At 64.4% G+C, this 16,428-nt stretch carries 15 protein-coding genes; 10 read left to right on the forward strand and 5 right to left on the reverse strand.

Going from position 1 to position 16,428, the window contains the following annotated elements:
* Window positions 1-217 precede the first annotated feature (217 nt).
* From KVG96_RS25895 to KVG96_RS25930, 8 genes are all read left to right on the forward strand, one after another.
* Window positions 218-574 (forward strand): glutamine amidotransferase, encoded by a 357-nt coding sequence (locus KVG96_RS25895; RefSeq protein ID WP_217894557.1) that lies wholly within the window; start codon window positions 218-220, stop codon window positions 572-574.
* Between the two features lie 93 nt (window positions 575-667).
* Window positions 668-2,026, forward strand: a complete 1,359-nt coding sequence (locus tag KVG96_RS25900; RefSeq protein WP_217894558.1) for a glutamine synthetase family protein — start codon at window positions 668-670, stop codon at window positions 2,024-2,026.
* A gap of 56 nt (window positions 2,027-2,082) precedes the next feature.
* Complete coding sequence (locus KVG96_RS25905; protein WP_217894559.1) at window positions 2,083-3,447, forward strand: aspartate aminotransferase family protein; 1,365 nt, start codon at window positions 2,083-2,085, stop codon at window positions 3,445-3,447.
* 172 nt (window positions 3,448-3,619) lie between these two features.
* Window positions 3,620-4,729, forward strand: coding sequence for a polyamine ABC transporter substrate-binding protein (locus tag KVG96_RS25910; RefSeq protein ID WP_217894560.1), 1,110 nt, complete (start codon window positions 3,620-3,622; stop codon window positions 4,727-4,729).
* Window positions 4,730-4,917: 188 nt separating this feature from the next.
* The gene (locus KVG96_RS25915; protein ID WP_217894561.1) at window positions 4,918-6,015 is read left to right on the forward strand and encodes a polyamine ABC transporter substrate-binding protein; all 1,098 of its coding nucleotides are present in this window, start codon (window positions 4,918-4,920) and stop codon (window positions 6,013-6,015) included.
* Between the two features lie 70 nt (window positions 6,016-6,085).
* Window positions 6,086-7,228 (forward strand): ABC transporter ATP-binding protein, encoded by a 1,143-nt coding sequence (locus KVG96_RS25920; protein ID WP_085581002.1) that lies wholly within the window; start codon window positions 6,086-6,088, stop codon window positions 7,226-7,228.
* Window positions 7,225-8,145 (forward strand): ABC transporter permease subunit, encoded by a 921-nt coding sequence (locus tag KVG96_RS25925; protein ID WP_217894562.1) that lies wholly within the window; start codon window positions 7,225-7,227, stop codon window positions 8,143-8,145. Before KVG96_RS25920 ends, KVG96_RS25925 begins: the two co-directional genes overlap by 4 nt.
* Window positions 8,142-9,032, forward strand: a complete 891-nt coding sequence (locus KVG96_RS25930) for an ABC transporter permease subunit (RefSeq protein ID WP_217894563.1) — start codon at window positions 8,142-8,144, stop codon at window positions 9,030-9,032. The genes KVG96_RS25925 and KVG96_RS25930 overlap by 4 nt, the downstream gene beginning before the upstream one ends.
* A gap of 90 nt (window positions 9,033-9,122) precedes the next feature.
* Here KVG96_RS25930 and KVG96_RS25935 read toward each other — a convergent pair whose 3' ends face one another.
* The 3 genes from KVG96_RS25935 to KVG96_RS25940 all read right to left on the reverse strand — a co-directional run bounded on the left by KVG96_RS25935 (window position 9,123) and on the right by KVG96_RS25940 (window position 11,063).
* On the reverse strand, window positions 9,123-9,983 hold the full coding sequence (locus KVG96_RS25935; protein WP_367617499.1) for an IS3 family transposase: 861 nt from the start codon (window positions 9,981-9,983) through the stop codon (window positions 9,123-9,125).
* Window positions 9,956-10,258 (reverse strand): transposase, encoded by a 303-nt coding sequence (locus tag KVG96_RS27590; RefSeq protein ID WP_225927402.1) that lies wholly within the window; start codon window positions 10,256-10,258, stop codon window positions 9,956-9,958. The genes KVG96_RS25935 and KVG96_RS27590 overlap by 28 nt, the downstream gene beginning before the upstream one ends.
* 163 nt (window positions 10,259-10,421) lie before the next feature.
* Window positions 10,422-11,063: an HD domain-containing protein gene (locus KVG96_RS25940; protein WP_217894564.1), complete on the reverse strand. Its 642-nt coding sequence runs from the start codon at window positions 11,061-11,063 to the stop codon at window positions 10,422-10,424.
* 184 nt (window positions 11,064-11,247) lie between these two features.
* On the opposite strand from KVG96_RS25940, the gene KVG96_RS25945 reads away from it, so the two are divergent.
* Window positions 11,248-12,213, forward strand: coding sequence for a GlxA family transcriptional regulator (locus tag KVG96_RS25945; RefSeq protein ID WP_217894565.1), 966 nt, complete (start codon window positions 11,248-11,250; stop codon window positions 12,211-12,213).
* A gap of 45 nt (window positions 12,214-12,258) precedes the next feature.
* Here KVG96_RS25945 and KVG96_RS25950 read toward each other — a convergent pair whose 3' ends face one another.
* Both KVG96_RS25950 and KVG96_RS25955 read right to left on the reverse strand, forming a co-directional pair.
* The gene (locus tag KVG96_RS25950; RefSeq protein WP_217894566.1) at window positions 12,259-14,670 is read right to left on the reverse strand and encodes a penicillin acylase family protein; all 2,412 of its coding nucleotides are present in this window, start codon (window positions 14,668-14,670) and stop codon (window positions 12,259-12,261) included.
* Between the two features lie 104 nt (window positions 14,671-14,774).
* Window positions 14,775-15,353 carry a DUF6436 domain-containing protein gene (locus tag KVG96_RS25955; protein WP_217894567.1) on the reverse strand — a complete coding sequence of 193 codons (579 nt, stop codon included), beginning with the start codon at window positions 15,351-15,353 and terminating at the stop codon, window positions 14,775-14,777.
* Window positions 15,354-15,450: 97 nt separating this feature from the next.
* Here KVG96_RS25955 and bipL point away from each other — a divergent pair, with 97 nt between their 5' ends.
* Entirely contained in the window at window positions 15,451-16,401 is a 951-nt protein-coding gene (bipL, locus tag KVG96_RS25960; RefSeq protein ID WP_217894568.1) for a phospholipase BipL, read from the forward strand.
* Window positions 16,402-16,428: the final 27 nt, after the last annotated feature.

The raw sequence follows: 16,428 nt of genomic DNA on the forward strand, positions 1-16,428 counted from the left end.
GAACGGCCTGCCGAAGTCAAGCGAGGCCTTTTTTGCCCTAAAAAAGCGCCACGGGGGCATTTGTGGGGCGCTTTGGGGCGTTTTTTTGTCCGCGGAATTCACGCCACCCGCGGGCTTGAGCAGGCCGTGTTGTATTTTTTACGGGGGTGTTGTGTAAAAAAATGAACAAGGCTAAGCTCGGGTCAAACCCATAACAGCAATAATACCGGGGTGCTTCATGTCTCGCCTGCCGATCATCGGCGTCACCGACGGCTTCCAGCAGTCTGGCCTGCATGCTCATCACATCAGTGGCGACACGTCCGCGCGCAGCGCGGCCGGCAAGGCCCGCAGCCTGTGGAAGGGACTCCTGTCCCCGGCGGAAAAAGCTCCGGCGTCCGGTATTCAGGACGCACGCGACGGCATCCCCTTTAGCGGTTCTCCTTTCAATATAGATCGCTTTCATTCCTCCGGCCTGTGCGGCGTCCGGCGCGGTGCACACGATTCTGCACACCCCAGGTCCGCACAGGAAATGCAACGCCAGCGTAAAGGGCAGGTAAGCTCCTCCTTCATTGTCGATGCGCGGTGCCCGGCGTAAGCCGGCACTGCGCGCACGCAAGCCCCCTTTAACGCGACGCCCCGTGCGTCAAACATGGCCTGACACGCGTCAGGCGACAGCCCAGAGGCACTTATGAGCACCAACCTCGACCAGCTCACCGATTGGTTGAAAGACCACAAGATCACAGAAGTCGAATGCATGATCAGCGACCTGACCGGCATCACCCGGGGCAAGATCTCGCCGACCAACAAATTCATCGCCGAAAAGGGCATGCGCCTGCCGGAGAGCGTGCTGCTGCAGACCGTGACCGGCGACTACGTCGAAGACGACATCTATTACGAACTGCTCGACCCGGCGGACATCGACATGGTCTGCCGTCCCGACCAGAGCGCGGTGTACCTGGTGCCGTGGGCCATCGAGCCGACCGCCCAGGTGATCCACGACACCTACGACAAACAGGGCAACCCCATCGAGCTGTCGCCGCGCAACGTCCTCAAGAAGGTCCTGAAGCTCTACGCCGACAAGGGCTGGCAGCCGATCGTGGCGCCGGAGATGGAGTTCTACCTGACCAAGCGCAGCGACGACCCCGACTACCCGCTGCAGCCGCCGGTCGGCCGTTCCGGGCGCCCTGAGATCGGCCGCCAGTCGTTCTCCATCGAGGCGGCGAACGAATTCGATCCGTTGTTCGAAGACGTCTACGACTGGTGCGAACTGCAGGAACTGGACCTGGACACGCTGATCCACGAGGACGGCACCGCGCAGATGGAAATCAACTTCCGTCACGGCGACGCGCTGTCCCTGGCCGACCAGATCCTGGTGTTCAAGCGCACCATGCGCGAAGCCGCGCTCAAGCACGACGTGGCCGCCACCTTCATGGCCAAGCCGATGACCGGCGAGCCCGGCAGCGCGATGCACCTGCACCAGAGCATCATCGACATCGAGACCGGCAAGAACATCTTCTCCAACGACGACGGCACCATGAGCCAGCTGTTCCTGCACCACATCGGCGGCCTGCAGAAGCTGATCCCCGAGCTGTTGCCGCTGTTCGCGCCGAACGTCAACTCGTTCCGCCGCTTCCTGCCGGACACCTCGGCGCCGGTGAACGTGGAATGGGGCGAAGAGAACCGCACCGTGGGCCTGCGCGTGCCGGACGCCGGCCCGCAGAACCGCCGTGTCGAGAACCGCCTGCCGGGCGCCGACGCCAACCCGTACCTGGCCATCGCCGCGAGCCTGTTGTGCGGCTACATCGGCATGGTCGAGGGCCTCAACCCGAGCGCGCCGGTGGTGGGCCGCGGCTACGAGCGCCGCAACCTGCGCCTGCCGCTGACCATCGAGGACGCCCTGGAGCGCATGGAGAAGAGCGCCACCATCGAGAAATACCTGGGCAAGAACTTCATCACCGGCTACGTCGCGGTCAAGCGGGCCGAGCATGAAAACTTCAAGCGCGTGATCAGTTCGTGGGAGCGCGAATACCTGCTGTTCGCCGTCTGACGCGCCCGGCGCGGCCGTCGCACGCCGCGCCTTCACCGATAACAAGGAGAATTGGCATGACCAGCAACAACCCGCAAACCCGTGAGTGGCAAACCTTGAGCAGCGAGCATCACCTGGCTCCGTTCAGCGACTTCAAGCAGCTGAAGGAGAAGGGCCCGCGGATCATCACCAATGCCAAGGGCGTGTACCTGTGGGACAGCGAGGGCAACAAGATCCTCGACGGCATGGCCGGCCTGTGGTGCGTGGCCATCGGCTACGGCCGCGACGAGCTGGCCGACGCCGCCGCGAAACAGATGCGCGAGCTGCCGTACTACAACCTGTTCTTCCAGACCGCCCACCCGCCGGCGCTGGAACTGGCCAAGGCCATCGCCGACGTGGCGCCCGAGGGCATGAACCACGTGTTCTTCACCGGCTCCGGCTCCGAAGGCAACGACACCATGCTGCGCATGGTCCGCCACTACTGGGCGATCAAGGGCCAGCCGAACAAGAAAGTCATCATCAGCCGCAAGAACGGCTACCACGGCTCCACCGTGGCCGGCGCGAGCCTGGGCGGCATGACCTACATGCACGAGCAGGGCGACCTGCCGATCCCGGGCATCGTCCACATCGCCCAGCCGTACTGGTTCGCCGAAGGCGGCGACATGACCCCGGAAGAGTTCGGGATCTGGGCGGCCAACCAACTGGAAGAGAAGATCCTCGAAATCGGCGTGGACAACGTCGGCGCCTTCATCGCCGAGCCGATCCAGGGCGCGGGCGGCGTGATCATTCCGCCGGACACCTACTGGCCGCGCATCAAGGAAATCCTCGCCAAGTACGACATCCTGTTCGTGGCGGACGAAGTGATCTGCGGCTTCGGCCGTACCGGCCAATGGTTCGGCAGCGATTTCTACGGCCTCAAGCCGCACATGATGACCATCGCCAAAGGCCTGACGTCCGGCTATATCCCGATGGGCGGCCTGATCGTGCGCGACGAAGTGGTGGCGGTGCTCAACGAGGGCGGCGACTTCAACCACGGCTTCACCTACTCCGGCCACCCGGTGGCGGCGGCGGTGGGCCTGGAGAACATCCGCATCCTGCGCGAAGAGAAGATCATCGAGCGCGCCCACGAGGAAACGGCACCGTATTTGCAGAAGCGTCTGCGCGAACTCAACGATCACCCGCTGGTGGGGGAAGTGCGCGGGGTCGGCCTGCTGGGGGCCATCGAGCTGGTGCAGGACAAGGCCACCCGCAAGCGCTACGAAGGCAAGGGCGTGGGCATGATCTGCCGCCAGTTCTGCTTCGACAACGGGCTGATCATGCGCGCCGTGGGCGACACCATGATCATTGCCCCGCCGCTGGTGATCGGCAAGGCGGAAATCGATGAGCTGGTGACCAAGGCGCGCAAGTGCCTGGACCTGACCCTGAGTGCGTTGCAAGGCTAAGTGCTAGGCTCTTGGCGTGGGTGCCGCCGGCATGCGCGCACTGAGCTGTCAGAAAGGCCGGTCTTTCCTTGAAAGACCGGCCCGGATCTTGCCAGACTAGCCGCGGTTCCGGTTGTCGGGGTTCGGCCGCTGAACAAAGTGGTTCAAAAAAGAAAAATTTGGAGCATGACGCATGAAGGCATTAGGTAAAAAGCTTGCTGGCAAGACACTGCTCGCCCTGTCCGTGGCGGGCATGATGGCGGGTGCGGTCCACGCGGACGACAAAGTGCTGCACGTCTACAACTGGTCGGACTACATCGCGCCGGACACCATCGCCAACTTCGAGAAGGAGTCGGGGATCAAGGTCGTCTACGACGTGTTCGACAGCAACGAGACCCTGGAAGCCAAGCTGCTGGCGGGCAAGTCGGGCTACGACGTGGTCGTGCCGTCGAACAACTTCCTGGCCAAGCAGATCAAGGCCGGCGTCTACCAGGAGCTGGACACCGCCAAGCTGCCGAACTGGAAGAACCTGAACCAGGACCTGCTCAAGGCCGTGTCGGTCAGCGACCCGGGCAACAAGCACGCCTTCCCGTACATGTGGGGCTCGATCGGCATCGGCTACAACCCGGAGAAGGTCAAGGCGGCGCTGGGCACCGACAAGATCGATTCCTGGGACGTGCTGCTCAAGCCTGAGAACATCGCCAAGCTCAAGGGCTGCGGCGTGAGCTTCCTCGATTCGCCGACCGAAATGATCCCGGTCGCGCTGCACTACCTGGGCCTGCCGACCGACAGCCAGAAGAAAGACGACATCAAGAAGGCCGAGGAGCTGTTCCTCAAGATCCGTCCTTCGATCACCTACTTCCACTCCTCCAAGTACATCTCGGACCTGGCCAACGGCAACATCTGCGTAGCCGTCGGCTACTCGGGCGACGTGCAGCAGGCCAAGTCCCGCGCCGCCGAAGCCGGCGACAAGGTGAAAGTCAGCTACGCCATTCCGAAGGAAGGCGCAGGCAGCTTCTTCGACATGGTCGCCATTCCGAAGGATGCCGAGAACGTCGAAGGCGCCTACAAGTTCATGACTTTCCTGCAGAAGCCTGAAGTCATGGCCGGCATCACCAACGCCGTGCGCTTCCCGAACGGCAACGCCGCCGCCACGCCGCTGGTGGAGAAGGACATCACCAGCGATCCGGGCATCTACCCGCCGGCGGACGTGCAGGCCAAGCTGTATGCGATCGCCGACCTGCCGGCCGCGACCCAGCGTGAGCTGACCCGCAGCTGGACCAAGATCAAGTCCGGCAAATAAGCCGGTTTGAGGCAGCGACCGCTGGCCGTCGTCCCCGCGAGGGCGGCCAGCGGCGCAATTAAATGACTGAAAGTTTTGCTTGAACGGTTTTTCGAGGGTAAGTTGCGCGCCGGTTTTGTTGCCGGGCAGCCATGGCTGTCATGCAATGCGGGGCAACTTGGGCCCAACTGATTTTAGAGGACCTTCACTTGCCTATTTTCTCTTCGTTGCGCAATGCCCTGCTGACCGCAGCCGGCCTGACCTTCGCGGTCGGAGCCCAGGCCGCCGGTACGGTGCATATTTATAACTGGTCGGACTACATCGGCGAGACGACCCTGGCCGATTTCCAGAAAGAGACAGGCATCAAGCCGGTCTACGACGTGTTCGACTCCAACGAAACCCTGGAGGGCAAGCTGCTGGCCGGCCGCACCGGCTACGACGTGGTCGTGCCGTCGAACCACTTCCTGGGCAAGCAGATCAAGGCCGGGGCGTTCCAGAAGCTCGACAAGGCGCAGCTGGGCAACTACGGCAACCTCGACCTGGCGCTGCTCAAGCGTCTGGAGCAGAACGATCCGGGCAACCAGTACGCCGTGCCGTACCTGTGGGGCACCAACGGCATCGGCTACAACGTCGACAAGGTCAAGGCCGTGCTGGGCGTCGACAAGATCGACTCCTGGGGCGTGCTGTTCGAGCCTGAGAACATCAAGAAGCTGCAGAGCTGCGGCGTGGCGTTCCTCGACTCGGCCGACGAAATGATGCCGACCGTGCTCAACTACCTGGGCCTGGACGCCAACAGCACCAGCGAGGCCGACTACAAGAAGGCCACCGAGAAGCTGCTGGCGGTGCGTCCGTACGTGACCTACTTCCACTCCTCCAAATACATCACTGACCTGGCCAACGGCGACATCTGCGTGGCGGTCGGTTTCTCCGGCGACATCTTCCAGGCCAAGCACCGCGCCGAAGAGGCCAAGAAGGGCGTGAACATCGCCTACGCGATCCCGAAAGAGGGCGGCGCGCTGTGGTTCGACATGCTGGCGATCCCCAAGGATTCGGCCAACGTGAAAGAGGCCCACGCCTTCATCAACTACCTGCTCAAGCCTGAGGTGATCGCCCAGGTCAGCGACTACGTCGGTTACGCCAACCCCAACCCCGGGTCGGACAAGCTGATGGAGCAGTCCATCCGCACCGATGAGGCGGTCTACCCGCCGCAGGCCATCCTCGACAAGCTCTACGTGTCGAAGGAGTTGCCGCCCAAGATTCAGCGTTTGATGACCCGCAGCTGGACCACGGTCAAGTCGGGCAAATAACTTTAAGGATCAAACTATCCAGCGTTCGTCTTGCGTGGGCGAACTGCACATTCTGTTGGGAGTTTCGTAAATGGCAGTTGCCTCCGGCGCCTACAAGAAAGCCCTCGAGGGCGACCAGACACCGAAACAGGTGCTGGTCAAAATCGACCGGGTCACGAAAAAGTTCGACGAGACGGTTGCCGTGGACGACGTGTCCCTGGAAATCAAGAAGGGCGAGATCTTCGCCCTGCTCGGCGGCTCGGGATCGGGCAAGTCCACCCTGCTGCGGATGCTGGCAGGCTTCGAACGGCCCACGGAGGGGCGCATTTTCCTCGACGGCGTCGACATCACCGACATGCCGCCGTACGAGCGTCCGATCAACATGATGTTCCAGTCCTACGCCCTGTTCCCGCACATGACCGTGGCGCAGAACATCGCCTTCGGCCTCAAGCAGGACAAGATCCCGTCCGCCGAGATCGACGCCCGCGTGGCCGAGATGCTCAAGCTGGTGCAGATGAGCCAGTACGCCAAGCGCAAGCCGCATCAGCTCTCCGGCGGCCAGCGCCAGCGCGTGGCCCTGGCCCGTTCGCTGGCCAAGCGGCCCAAGCTGCTGCTGCTCGACGAACCGATGGGCGCGCTGGACAAGAAACTGCGTTCGCAGATGCAGCTGGAACTGGTGGAGATCATCGAGCGCGTGGGCGTGACCTGCGTGATGGTGACCCACGACCAGGAAGAGGCCATGACCATGGCCGAGCGCATCGCGATCATGCACCTGGGCTGGATCGCCCAGATCGGCAGCCCGATCGACATCTACGAAACCCCGACCAGCCGCCTGGTCTGCGAATTCATCGGCAACGTGAACATCTTCGAAGGTGAAGTGATCGACGACGCCGAAGGCCACGCGACCATCACCTGCAAGGACCTGGACCGGCAGATCTACGTCGGCCACGGCATCAGCACCTCGGTGCAGGACAAGTCGGTGACCTACGCGATCCGTCCTGAGAAGCTGCTGGTTACCGCCGACATGCCGACCTGCGAGTACAACTGGTCCAGCGGCAAGGTGCACGACATCGCCTACCTGGGCGGCCACTCGGTGTTCTACGTCGAGCTGCCGAGCGGCAAGCTGGTGCAGTCCTTCGTCGCCAACGCCGAGCGCCGCGGCCAGCGTCCGACCTGGGGCGACCAGGTCTACGTGTGGTGGGAAGACGACAGCGGCGTGGTGCTGCGCTCATGAACATGCGCAAACTCAAGCGTCGCCTCAACCGGATCGTGCCCGGCGGCCGCCAGCTGGTGATCGGGGTTCCGTTCATCTGGCTGTTCCTGTTCTTCATGCTGCCGTTCTTCATCGTCTTGAAGATCAGCTTCGCCGAAGCCGACGTGGCCATCCCGCCGTACACCGAAATCTACAGCTACGCCGAGCAGAAGCTGCAACTGCTGCTGAACCTGGGCAACTACGCGATGCTGGGCGACGACGAGCTGTACCTGTCGGCCTACCTCGGCTCGCTGAAGATGGCGTTCTTCAGCACGCTGCTGTGCCTGCTGATCGGCTACCCGATGGCCTACGGCATCGCCACCGCGCGCAAGGAAACCCAGACCGTGCTGGTGCTGCTGATCATGATGCCGACCTGGACGGCGATCCTGATCCGCGTCTATGCGTGGATGGGCATCCTCAGCAACAACGGCCTGCTCAACGGTTTCCTGATGGGCATGGGCTGGATCGACGAGCCGCTGCAGATCCTCAACACCAACCTTGCGGTGTACATCGGCGTGGTCTATTCGTACCTGCCGTTCATGATCCTGCCGCTCTACGCCAACCTCGTGAAGCATGACCCGAGCCTGCTGGAGGCCGCGTCCGACCTGGGCTCGAGCACCTTCAACAGCTTCTGGAAGATCACCGTGCCGCTGTCCAAGAACGGCATCATCGCCGGCTGCATGCTGGTGTTCATCCCGGTGGTGGGCGAGTTCGTGATCCCTGAGCTGCTCGGCGGCCCCGAGACGCTCATGATCGGCAAGGTGCTGTGGCAAGAGTTCTTCAACAACCGCGACTGGCCGGTGGCCTCCGCCCTGGCGGTGGTGATGCTGGCGATCCTGATCGTGCCGATCATCCTGTTCAACCGCAGCCAGGCCAAGGAAATGGAGGGTAAAGAATGAAACGCTTCCGTTTCTCCAGCCTGATGCTGGTGCTGGGCCTGCTGTTCATCTACCTGCCGATGCTGATCCTGGTGATCTACTCGTTCAACGCCTCGAAGCTGGTGACGGTGTGGGGCGGCTGGTCGGTGAAGTGGTACGTCGGCCTGCTCGACAACACCCAACTGATGGGCTCGGTGGTGCGCTCGCTGGAGATCGCCTGCTACACCGCGATCGCCGCCGTGGCGCTCGGTACGCTGGCCGCGTTCGTGCTGACCCGCATCACCCGCTTCAAGGGCCGCACGCTGTTCGGCGGCCTGGTCACCGCGCCGTTGGTGATGCCTGAGGTGATCACCGGCCTGTCGCTGTTGCTGCTGTTCGTGGCCATGGCGCAGATGATCGGCTGGCCCCAGGAGCGCGGCATCGTCACCATCTGGATCGCCCACACCACGTTCTGCGCGGCGTATGTGGCGGTGGTGGTGTCGGCCCGCTTGCGCGAGCTGGACCTGTCGATCGAAGAGGCGGCGATGGATCTCGGTGCGCGGCCGTGGAAGGTGTTCATCCTGATCACCATCCCGATGATCGCACCGTCGCTGGCGGCGGGCGGCATGATGTCGTTCGCCCTGTCGCTGGACGACCTGGTGCTGGCCAGCTTCGTGTCCGGCCCCGGCTCGACCACGCTGCCGATGGAAGTGTTCTCGGCGGTGCGCCTGGGCGTGAAGCCTGAGATCAACGCTGTGGCCAGCCTGATCCTGCTGGCGGTGTCGCTGGTGACCTTCCTGGTCTGGTTCTTCAGCCGCCGTGCCGAAGAAGCGCGCCGCAAGGCGATCCAGCAGGCCATCGAGGAAAGCGCGGCGGACGGCTGGAAACAGCCGGAAGTGCGCCGCTCGGCCACCCCGGAAGTGGCTTGAATCCGGGGGAGATCACAGTTCTGTGGTTGTCCCCAATCCCTGTGGGAGCGGGCTTGAACTGGTCAAGTAATCCTGGACACCGATTACGGTTTACGCCGTCAGTTTCTCCATCGCGACCGGCGACCAATAGTTGTTGTAACTGTGAGGCCTGGTGGTGTTGTAGCGCGTGACATAGCGCTGTACATCCGCTCGGGCCTCATGCTCCGAGCCATAGCCTGTTTCGGGCACCCACTCCGATTTCAAACTGCCAAAGAAACGCTCCATCGGGGCGTTATCCCAGCACTCGCCCTTACGACTCATGCTTTGCCGGTGCCCATGTTTCAGCAGCTCACTTCTAAACTTATGGCTGGTGTACTGGCAGCCTTGGTCGGAGTGAAACAGCACATCTTTGGGGTGTCCCCGTAGCTCGACGGCCATCCGCAAGGCTTCGCAGGTCAACGTGGCATCAGAGATCATCGAAAACGACCAGCCCACAATCCGGCGGGCGAACAGATCCAGTACCGCGGCAAAATACAGCCAGCGCTTGCCGACCTTGATGTACGTGACATCGCCGCACCACACCTGGTTGATCGCCGTGACCTCAAACTGGCGCTTGAGTACATGCGGCGCCACCAGCGCTTCCACGCCCGAAGACTTGTACTTGTGACGCCGACGCTGCCGACTGGCGATGCCGGCTTCTCGCATCAGGCTGCGCGCCATGTACCGTCCGACACGATGCCCATTGGCTTGCAGCACCTTGGCCAAGGTGCGCGAACCGGCAGAGGCCCTGGAGGCCTTGTGGTGCTTGACCAGCAAGGCTTTGAGCTTTTCTCGTTCGGGACGCACCCGGCCTTGGCGCTGACGCCAGGCGTAAAAGCTGCTGCGGCCGATTCCCAGCACGCGGCAGCATTCGTTAACGCCGTACAGCTCACCCAGCTCATCGATCAGCGAGAGTGATCTTTGGCGTCCAATAGCAGGAGAGCACTGGCCTTTTTTAGGATTTCGATATCCCGGTCTTTTTGCCTGAGCAAGGCTTTGAGTTGTTGGATTTCTCGCTGATCAGCAGTAATCGCTTTGGCCCCGACCGGAGTCGATCCCTGGCGCTCCTGACGAACCTGTTCAACCCAGCGACGCAGAGCCGTAGGGCCAACACTCAAACTGGCGCAGACCTCGGGAACCGATAGCCCCTCGTCCAATACCATGCCGGCCGCCTTGAGTTTGAACTCACTGGAATAAGAATTACGCATATCCAAACACCTCAGATTTGGGCGCCATCATAGCGCCCGATTGAGGTGTCCAGAATTATTAGGCCAGTTCAGCTTGCCCGCGATAGCGGTCTGACATTCAACACATTTGTTGGCTGTTATGACGTCATCGCGGGCAAGCCCGCTCCCACAGGTTTTTATGTGATCAGGAAATCCACGGTGATTGGCGGATGACCTCAACGAAGTTCATCGGCTTGAATCCCGGCTCCTGATCCTTCAATACATCGGTCTTCACATTGCCGAATGTGGTCTGCGGGCGGTGGCGCAAGCCGTCGGCGAACGCGCAGATGATGCATTCCTTGAATCCCTCGCCCCGCGGGTGCGCATGCACCACCGCTTCGCGCTGCACGTGGGTGAACGCGGCATAGTCCATGCCCAGCACGTCCATCTCCACGCCGGCGGTCACCAGCGCCACGGTCGGGCGCAAGTGCTTCGGCACGCCCGGGGTGGTGTGCAGGGCGATCGACAGCCACACCTGCTCGATGTCGTCGTCGCTCAACCCGTAGGGCTTGAGGAAGGCTGCGGCCGCGTTGGCGCCGTCGACCTCGAAGCGCTCGTCGTCGCTGCGGTGGCCTTCGACCAGGCCCAGGTCATGGAACATCGCGCCGACGTAGAGCAGCTCCGGATCGTAGGCCAGTTGCCGGCGTTCGCCGCTCAGCGCGCCGAACAGGAACACCCGGCGCGAGTGGTGATAGAGCAGGTCGGATTCGATGTCGCGGATGTATTCGGTGGTGGCGCGGGCCAGTGCGCTGTCGGGGATCTTGATGCCGGCGATGGTGGTGTTCATGGGGGTCGTCCTCGTGGAAAACGCCGTGGCGGCGCTGATGGACAAAGTCTGTTCCCCGCCCCGGAGCCGGACAATCGGCCCATGGCTGCGATCCTTGCCAATGCGCCTGCAAATCGTGCCAGCTCGCTTCCGGAGCGTGGATTGGCTAAGGTTTTGGCCCTTGCCACAGGGATTTTCCTGAACCATGAACAGAACCGTCGCCATCGTGGTGTTCCCCGGCGTGCAGTCGCTGGATGTCACGGGCCCCATGGACGTGCTGGCCGAAGCCGGCCGCTTTCTGGCGCCCGAGGATCACTACCGCCTGGAAGTGATCGGCACCGGGCACGGGCCGGTGCGTTGCTCCAACGGCTTGGCGCTGATCCCCGACCGGCATTTCAGCGAAGCGTCGCAGGCCTACGACCTGCTGCTGGTGGCCGGCGGGCCGCAGCTGCCGTCCGCACGCTTCGGCGAGGCGTTCGACGGCTGGCTGCACGAGGCCTGCGGGCGGGCGCGGCGCTTCGGCTCGATCTGCAACGGCGCGTTCATGCTGGCCCGTGCCGGTCTGCTGGAGGGGCGCACGGTGACCACTCACTGGAACGATGCCCAGGCCCTGGCGCAGCTGTGTCCGCAGGCCCGGGTCGAAGCGGACCGGCTGTATGTCGAGGACGGCGCGCTCTACACCTCGGCCGGGGTGACGGCGGGGATCGACCTGACGTTGTACCTGCTGGCGCGCGACCACGGCGCGGACGTGGCGCTGAACGTGGCCAAGCGCTTGGTGGTGTTCACCCAGCGCGCCGGCGGCCAGTCGCAGTTCAGCCCGTTCCTGACGCCCCACGCCGAGCCGACGTCGGCGGTGGCGCAGGTGCAGCGGTATGTGCTGGCCCATCTGGACGGGGATCTGGCCATCGCGGACCTGGCGAAGGCGGCGAACATGAGCGCACGCACGTTCTCCCGGGTGTTTGCCCGTGAGGCGCAGGTCACCCCGGCGGAGTTCGTCGAGCGGGCGCGGGTGGATGCGGCGCGAGTGATGCTGGAAAGCACGGCGTTGCCGCTCAAGACCGTTGCCTACCGGTGCGGCTTTCGCGATGCGCAGCACATGCGCAATGTGTTCAACCGCAGGCTCGGCGTGACGCCGCTGCAGTTCCGGCAGCACTTTGCGCTGGAAGTCTGAGGGCCAGGGGCGATCCGGCGACGGGGCCGGTCGCCGCGCTGAAGGTTACCGGGCCGCCCGCGCCGGCAGCAGCTTGAGGGTGCTGCGGGTATTGGCCGTCACTTCCTCGTCGCTGAAGTGCGCCTGCACGTACATCCCGTCCACATAGGCTTCGGCCTGGTCGTCGTAGTGGCTGTCGAACGGCACGCCGCTCTGGCCCACCGGGTTGACGGTCAGGCTGTGGGCCGGGTCGGCGAAGTCGATCAGGCGCCGGGTGGACGGGCCGTAGGTGACCGGCCACGGCGCCGGGCCGATCTTCGCCGAGAGGTTGTTCGGCACTTCGTGGCTGCCCGGCGCAGCGTAGGGGCCGACGTTGAAGATCCGGTCCAGGGGCTTCTGCTGGCCCAGCGGGTGGCCGTGGGTCAGGGTGTGCGCGGTGCCCCACTGCCAGCGCGCCGGGTCGTCGCCCAGGGTCTGCTTCAGGTGCGCCATGCTGGCCTGCCAGGCCGCCTTGACGGTGTCGGCGCGGGTTTCCTTTTCCGGGGTGGCGCGGTTGTCCCACCACGGCGAGTCGGCGTTCGCCGCCAGGCGCGGCAACGCGGCGTCGATCACCCGGGTCGACAGCAGCGTCTCGAAGAAGTCGTTGCCCAGCTCATCGCGCATCGCCGCGTCGGCGAGGTCGTACAGGAACTGGTTGAACACCGTCGCGCTGACCGAGTCCAGCGGATAGTCGCCTTGCCATTGGGCCAGTTGCCCGATCAGCTTGAGCTGCGCCGGGTCGCTCACCACCTCACGCAGGACCGGCAGCAACGGCGCCAGCAGGCGCGGCCCGTAGCCGGTGGCGGTGCCCAGCTGCAGCTTCTGGTTGGCCTCGTTGTCCCATTTGACGTTCTTGTCGGCGAGCTGGCGGTTGAGCTGCTGGCCGCGGTCGGCGAGGTTGTAGTAGCCGGGGATCTCCAGGCCGGTGGGCGACACCGGCTGGAAGTTGGCCGACACGATGTAGCCCCGCGCCGGGTTCTCTTCCTGGGGATTGGCGCTGAACGGGTAGTAGCCGTCCTTGTCCGCCTGATTGCTCGCGCCGTCGAGGATGAAGCCCGGCTTCACCCCGGCCGGCCGCTTGGGCAGCAGGGCCGCCGCCCACCAACCGATGTCGCCTTTGGCGTTGGCGTAGACGATGTTCAGCCCTGGCGCCTGCACCTTGGCCGCAGCGGCGCGGGCCTTGGCCAGGGTGTCGGCGCGGTTGAGCTGGTAGAAGCCGTCGAGGATCGGGTTGGGCGTTTCGAGGAAGGCCCACCACATGGCGATGGGCGTTTTGCCGGCGGCGGTGCCGAGGGCGTCGTTGACGATCGGGCCGTGGGGCGACTGGCGCAGGGTGACGGTCACCGGCGCCTGGCCTTTCACCGCGATCCGCTGCTCGCTGCTGAGCATGTCCGTCCACTGGCCGCGGTACCAGACCTGGTTCGGGTTGTCCGGGTTGACCTTCTCGGCCACCAGGTCCAGGTCGTCGTTCTGGAACATGGTCAGGCTCCAGCCGAAATCCAGGTTGTGCCCCAGGAACGCGAACGGCACCAGCGCCTGGTGATAACCGTACAGCTCGAAGCCCGGCGCCGACAGCTGCGCCTCGTACCACACCGCCGGCACCGAGAAGCGGATGTGCGGATCGCCGGCCAGCAGCGGTTTGCCGCTCTTGCTGCGGCTGCCGGCGACCGCCCAGGCGTTGCTGCCTTCGAACTGCGGCAGGCCGTGGTCGATCAGCGCCTGTTCGCTGAGGCGGGCGAGGGCGTTCAGGCCTTGCCAGTCGCCGGCGGCGAGGGCCAGCGCCGAAGGCCCGCGTCCCTTGGCCAGCACGCCCTTGGGCTGCCAGTCGAGGTCGAAGACATTCAGGTAGTCGGCGCCGAGCCGGTCGCGCACATAGGTCAGCAACGGCTCGGTGCGAAACGCCGCCGCGAAGCTGTAGGCCATGTAGCCGGCGACGCTGATGCTGTCTTCGGCGGTGAACGGCCGCTTGGGGATGCCCAGCACGTCGAACTCGATGGGCGCGGCGTGGCTGTCCTGATACTGGTTGATGCCGTCCAGATAGGCTTCCAGGGCCTTCCACGCCGGTGACTGGCGGTCGAGGCCGGCGACGTAGCTGGCGGCCCGCTCGCGGATGCGCAGGCTGCGGAACAGCTTGTCGGTGTCGAGCAGCTTGGGCCCCAGCACTTCGGCCAGCTCGCCGCGGGCCAGTCGGCGCATGGCCTCCATCTGGAACAACCGGTCCTGGGCGTGCACGTAGCCCAGGGCACGGTAGAGGTCGGTTTCGCTTTCGGCGCGGATGTGGGGGACGCCGCGCTCGTCGTAGCGCACGGTCACCGAGCCTTGCAGGTTGCGCAGCTCCGCCTGGCCCTGACGCGTCGGCTGCTTGCTGTACACGTAGCCGCCGGCGGCGACCAGCAGCGCGACGATGAGCAAGGCAAGAACGGTGAAGACGCGTTTCATGGTGACTCCTTGTGCGTTCGGGATCCCCGCCCGTGGGGGCCGTCAACAATTAGCACAGACCTTGTGCGCCGTGCATCGCTGTCTTTCGAAAAGTCCGGAATGCCTTAAGGCCCGGCCGCCGGCCACGGGCAATAGCAACCGACCGCCAGCGTGTGGGTGGCGTTGACCGGACGGTCTTCGCTGAGCGCATTGAGGATCGGTTCGATAAAACTGTTGCTGGAGTTGCACGTCAGGCCTTCGCTGTACGGGCCGAAGTACGCCAGTTTGCCGCTGCGGTCCCAGATCGCCACGGCCGGGCTGGCGGGGATCTGTTCGGAGCCGGGCAGCACGGTGATGGTCTTGAGGTTGCCGAGGGTGGCGGGCAACTGGCCGTGGCTGCCGACCTTCTGCACCGCGAAGAACTCCACGCCCTTGGCGCTGAAGCGCTCGACCATCTCCGTCAGGTGCTGCTGGTTGCCGACGTTGCACGGGCAGGCCGGATCCCAGAAGTGCACCAGGCGGATGCTGCCGGGGCCGGCCAGGTCGTCCGGCAGGCGCAGCGGATCGCCGGAGAACACCGCCGTGTGCGAGCTGAAGGCGCGCAGGTAGCGGCCCTGGAACCAGTCGTACGCCGCCCACAGCACCCCGGCGCACACGAGCGCGAGCAGGCTGGCGAACAGGGCGGTGCGGTAGGGCGGGCGCATGGTTTTCGATCCTCGAAGGCCGGCTAGCTTGCCATGCCTGCCGCGACAGATGAATATCGCAGGCCGATAAAGTCTGTTCACCGTTCTGGAAGTGCCCATGTCTGCGACCTTCGACCCCGATCATCTGCGTGCCGGCCTGCGGCCCCTGGCCCAGTGGCAGCCGCTGTCGGAGGAGGCCAAGGCGTACCAGCGCTTCTACCGCACCGACTTCCCCGAGCGCGACGTGTGGCGCGGCATGGGCCGCTTCGAGGTGGACGGCTACGAACTGGTCAGCCATTGCTGGTGGCCGGAGACGGCCAAGGGCACGCTGTTCCTGCTCCACGGCTTCTACGACCACACCGGGCTCTACCGGCATGTGATCGCTTGGGCGCTGGACCAGGGCTTCGCGGTGATCGCCTGCGACCTGCCGGGGCACGGGCTGTCGAGCGGCGAGCGGGCGAGCATCCGCGACTTCTCCGAGTACCAGGACGCCCTGCACGGGCTGTTCGCCGAGGCGCGCTCGATCGCCTTGCCGCAGCCGTGGCACCTGTGCGGGCAAAGCACGGGGGCGGCGATCGTGGTCGATCATCTGCTCGACCAGAGCGTCGAGAGCCCCGCCCAGGGCCAGGTGATCCTGCTGGCGCCGCTGGTGCGGCCGCGGGCCTGGGGCTGGTCGCAGCTCAGCTATTACCTGCTGCGGCCCTTCGTCCGGGGCATCGCCCGGCGCTTCAGCGAGAACACCAACGATCCTGCGTTCCTGCCGTTCCTGCAGGCCGACCCGCTGCAGCCCAAGCGTTTGCCGACGAAGTGGGTCGGTGCGCTGTCGCGCTGGATCGAGCGCATCGAATACGCCAAGAAGAGCCCGCGCCGGCCGCTGATCGTCCAGGGCCAGGCGGACATGACCGTGGACTGGCCGCACAACCTTCAGGTGCTGAAGTGGAAGTTCGACCGGCCGCAGATCCTGATGCTGCCGCAGGCGCGGCATCACCTGGCCAACGAGGTGGCGGAGATGCGCGAGGAGTATTTCGAGTTCCTGAGCAAGCGGATCAAGGGCCGCAATCCCCAGTGATCCAGATGGCTTCATCGCTGGCAAGCC

Source organism: Pseudomonas ekonensis (genome assembly GCF_019145435.1).
Classification (GTDB): Bacteria; Pseudomonadota; Gammaproteobacteria; order Pseudomonadales; family Pseudomonadaceae; genus Aquipseudomonas; species Aquipseudomonas ekonensis.